The sequence below is a fragment of the Streptomyces sp. genome (assembly GCF_031181705.1).
In the GTDB taxonomy this organism is placed as follows: domain Bacteria; phylum Actinomycetota; class Actinomycetes; order Streptomycetales; family Streptomycetaceae; genus Streptomyces.
This window is the reverse complement of sequence record NZ_JAPSKN010000209.1, coordinates 3,058-6,878: the sequence shown is the minus strand read 5'-3', so window position 1 is coordinate 6,878 and position 3,821 is coordinate 3,058. Positions and strand designations below refer to the sequence as shown.

At 74.5% G+C, this 3,821-nt stretch carries 4 protein-coding genes; 2 read left to right on the top strand and 2 right to left on the bottom strand.

Annotated features, from left to right (window positions below):
* Positions 1–40: 40 nt before the first annotated feature.
* On the top strand, positions 41–1,678 hold the full coding sequence (locus RIN80_RS25545) for a cellulase family glycosylhydrolase (protein ID WP_309098003.1): 1,638 nt from the start codon (positions 41–43) through the stop codon (positions 1,676–1,678).
* A 156-nt stretch (positions 1,679–1,834) separates the two neighbouring features.
* Here RIN80_RS25545 and RIN80_RS25540 read toward each other — a convergent pair whose 3' ends face one another.
* Together RIN80_RS25540 and RIN80_RS25535 are read right to left on the bottom strand one after the other, a co-directional pair.
* Complete coding sequence (locus RIN80_RS25540; protein ID WP_309098002.1) at positions 1,835–2,782, bottom strand: M56 family metallopeptidase; 948 nt, start codon at positions 2,780–2,782, stop codon at positions 1,835–1,837.
* A 6-nt stretch (positions 2,783–2,788) separates the two neighbouring features.
* Positions 2,789–3,175 carry a BlaI/MecI/CopY family transcriptional regulator gene (locus tag RIN80_RS25535; protein WP_309098001.1) on the bottom strand — a complete coding sequence of 129 codons (387 nt, stop codon included), beginning with the start codon at positions 3,173–3,175 and terminating at the stop codon, positions 2,789–2,791.
* A gap of 352 nt (positions 3,176–3,527) precedes the next feature.
* On the opposite strand from RIN80_RS25535, the gene RIN80_RS25530 reads away from it, so the two are divergent.
* A complete protein-coding gene (locus RIN80_RS25530; protein WP_309098000.1) occupies positions 3,528–3,788 on the top strand; it encodes a twin-arginine translocase TatA/TatE family subunit in 261 nt (86 codons plus the stop codon).
* Positions 3,789–3,821: the final 33 nt, after the last annotated feature.

Genomic DNA, 3,821 nt, shown 5'->3' with positions numbered 1-3,821 from the left:
AGCCGCACCAGCCGCACCCGACCCCACACCCGGAGCCGCCATGAGACCCCAAGTACCGCTCTCCGCCCCCCGGCCGGCCACTGTCGCCGCCGTCCTGCTCGCCCTGCTCCTGTCCTTCCTCACCCTCACCACCCCGGCCCACGCCGCCCCCACCGGTTTCCGTGTCGAGAACGGCCGGCTCCTTGAGGCCTCCGGGAACGACTTCGTGATGCGCGGCGTCAATCACGCGCACACCTGGTACCCGGACCGGATCAGCTCCCTCGCCCACATCAAGGCCAAGGGCGCCAACACCGTCCGCGTGGTGCTCTCCAGCGGTGACCGCTGGACCCGCAACGACACCGCCGACGTGGCCAACGTGGTCGCGCAGTGCAAGCAGAACCGGCTGATCTGCGTCCTGGAGGTGCACGACACCACCGGTTACGGCGAGCAGAGCGGAGCCGTCACGCTCTCCCGCGCCGCCGACTACTGGATCAGCGTCCAGAGCGCGCTGACCGGCCAGGAGGACTACGTCATCGTCAACATCGGCAACGAGCCGTACGGCAACACGAACTACTCGGCGTGGACGGCCGACACGAAGGCGGCGATCCAGAAGCTGCGCGACGCCGGCTTCGACCACACGATCATGGTCGACGCGCCCAACTGGGGCCAGGACTGGGCGTTCACCATGCGGGACAACGCCGCCTCGGTCTTCGCCGCCGACCCGGACGCCAACACCGTCTTCTCCATCCACATGTACGGCGTCTTCGACACGGCCGCCGAGATCACCGACTACCTCAACCGCTTCGTCACCGCGAAACTCCCTATCGTGGTCGGCGAGTTCGGCCACGACCACTCGGACGGCAACCCCGACGAGGACACCATCCTGGCCGTCACCCAGCAGCTCCGTCTGGGCTACCTCGGCTGGTCCTGGAGCGGCAACGGCGGAGGCGTCGAGTACCTGGACATGGTCACGGCCTTCGACCCGAACCAGCTCACCAGTTGGGGGCAGCGGCTCTTCAACGGCGCGAACGGCATCGCCGCCACCGCCAGGGAGGCCGCGATCTACTCCTCCGGCGGAGGCGACACCACTCCCCCGACGGCCCCCGGCACCCCGGCCGCCTCGGAGGTGACGTCCTCCTCCGTGACCCTGACGTGGAACGCCGCCACCGACGCCACGGGCGTCACCGGCTACGACGTCGTCCGGATCAGCGGCGGCACCGAGACGGTCGCGACCAGCACGACCCGCACCACCGCGACCCTGACCGGCCTGTCCCCCACGACCGCGCACACCTTCGCCGTCTACGCCCGTGACGCCGCCGGCAACCGCTCGCCCCGCTCGGGCACGGTGACGGTGACGACCGCCCCGGGCGGCACCCCGTCGGCGTGCGGGGTCGGCTACCGGGTGACGGGCACCTGGCCCGGCGGCTTCCAGGGCGAGATCACCCTGCGCAACACCGGCACGTCCGCGATCAACGGCTGGACGCTGCGCTGGACCTTCCCGGACAGCCAGCGGATCAGCAGCCTCTGGGGCGGTACGGCCACGCAGAGCGGCTCCGACGTCAGTGTCGCGGCCGCACCGTACACGGCGACCGTGCCCGCCGCCGGCTCGGTCACCCTGGGCTTCACGGCGACCCGGGGGGCCTCCAACCCCAGCCCGACCGCGTTCACCCTGAACGGCGCGGCCTGCTCCGTGAGCTGACCACGCCCCGCGCGGGGGTGCCGCCGCGGCCCTGGTCGTCCGGGCCCGGCGGCACCGTCGGCGCGAAGCGCGAGGGTGTCGCCGGGCGCGTCGGTGAGGCCGGCCCGCGGACGGGGGACGAGTCGGTGAGAGGCTGAGGCCCGCCGCGCGGGCCTGTCAGAGCGGCGTCGCCGCGTGCAGGATGGACACCATCGTGACGGCCGAGTTCGCGGACGACATCGCCGACACCGCCGTCCCGGCCGCCGCAGCCCATGCCGCCAGCCCGACCGAGGTGAAGGCCGGGGGCCAGTTGCGCGCCGCCGGTGCCGGACCGAGCAGCGCCGCCACCCGGCGCGGCACCGGCCCGGGCGCGGCGAGTCCCGCGAGCGTCGCCGCCGGAATGGCCCGGGAGACGAGCGCGGCGGTGCCGATGGCGCGGGCCACCGTGCGGCGGCTGCCGATCACCCGGGCGGCCTCCTCGTCGGCCCACCGCTCCACCGTGTACGCCACGGCGGTCCCCAGCGGCCGCAGGAACGGGTTGGCCCGGGCGGCGAGCCGCACCGCGAGCAGGAAGCGGTCGTGCCGGCCGGCCAGATGGGCCCGCTCATGGGCGAACAGGGCCCGGCGCTCGGCCGCCGCCAGCCGGTCCAGCAGGGCCGTGGTCACCACGACACGGCCCGCCCGCGTCCCGCGGACCCGGCGGCCGGGCAGCGCGTACGCGTACGGGGCGGCGTCGGGCAGCACGGCCACCTCCGTGTCCGGCAGGCCGGCCAGCGCGCGGTGGGCCCGGCGACGCACCCGGGCGTGCCGCACCAGCGTCCGGGCGCAGGCCACCAGCACGGCGCACAGCGCGGGGATGGCGGCCTTGCCGGCGATCTCGTCGTACGGCACCGCCGCCCGTACCTCGGGGTCGGACCAGCCGTCGGGCAGCGGGTTGCCGGGCAGCTGGGCGGTGCCCACCACCATCACCAGCCCGAGGCACACCGTGCTGCACAGGGCCAGCACCACGGCCAGCGCCGTCAGCAGCCGGGTCGCGGTGCGCGGATGCAAGTGCTGTTCGGCGAGGCGCGCGACCGGCCAGGCCGTGAGCGGCAGGACCAGCGGCAGAAAGACGAAGACCCCCATGAGGCTTCAGTCTTCCCGTTCGCCGTGGGCCTGCTCCAGCAGGTCGCGCAGCAGCCGCTCGTCGTCCGGGCCGAGGCCGGTGAGGAAGCTGGCCAGCACGGCCTCGCGGTCGCTCTCGGCGTCCAGGACCTTGCGCATCTTCCGGGCGGCCAGGCCCGCCTGGTCGGAGGCGGGCGTCCAGACGAAGGACCGGCCGACCCGCTCCCGGGTGACCGCGCCCTTGCCCAGCAGCCGGGTCAGGATCGTGATCACTGTCGTGTACGCGAGGTCGCCGCCGAGGCGTTCCTGCACCCAGCCGGCCGTGGCCGGACCGTCCGCCTCCCGCAGCACCGACAGCACCAGCGCCTCCAGCTCGCCCTGCCCCCGCCGGGGACGCTGCCGGGGATCCGTCACCGCCCTGCCTCCCTTCCGCCGCACTGCGCTGCCCGTGCGGACATCGTATAGATCCGCCGGACCGGTCCCGTCATCTTCTACAGTGCTGTAGATTTCGGAGCGACACCACCGCACACGCCAACGAGGAGTACCTCGTGGGAGTTCGGCAGCGCGGACATCCGCGCCGCGCTCGCCACGGCCGGCCGGACCCGGGCCCTCGTCGCGGCCCTGACCGGACTCGCCGCCGGGACCGCGCCGCCGCTGGCGGCCCTGCGCCGGCACCCGGGACGCGCCCCGAGGCGGCGATCACCCCCTGCTCCCCGCCCGATACGCTCGCGCCGTGCCCGGCCCGGGCGAGAAAGGACAGGACACCATGTTCGGACTGAGCGAGCTCGCGATCATCCTCATCGTCGTCATAGCCGTCATCGGGATCAAGAAGCTCCCCGAGCTGACGCGCTCGGCCGGCAAGGCGGCCCGCATCCTCAAGGCCGAGGCCCGGGCCGCGAAGGACGAGGAGGCCGGGACGGCCCCCGCGCCCCCCGCGCCCCGGGTGGTCCAGGGCGAGGTCGTCCCGCCGGGCACCGGGACGCCCCCGCCCGGCGCGCGGACGGCGGACGCCCCGGACCCCCGCTGATCCGTCCCGCGCCGGAGCGACGCGACACCGGCG

What these genes read in the sequence shown, in the direction of transcription:
- RIN80_RS25545 (WP_309098003.1), top strand. Translation starts at nt 41, where the DNA reads ATGAGACCCCAAGTACCGCTCTCCGCCCCCCGGCCGGCCACTGTCGCC.
- RIN80_RS25540 (WP_309098002.1), bottom strand. Translation starts at nt 2,782, where the DNA reads ATGGGGGTCTTCGTCTTTCTGCCGCTGGTCCTGCCGCTCACGGCCTGG.
- RIN80_RS25530 (WP_309098000.1), top strand. Translation starts at nt 3,528, where the DNA reads ATGTTCGGACTGAGCGAGCTCGCGATCATCCTCATCGTCGTCATAGCC.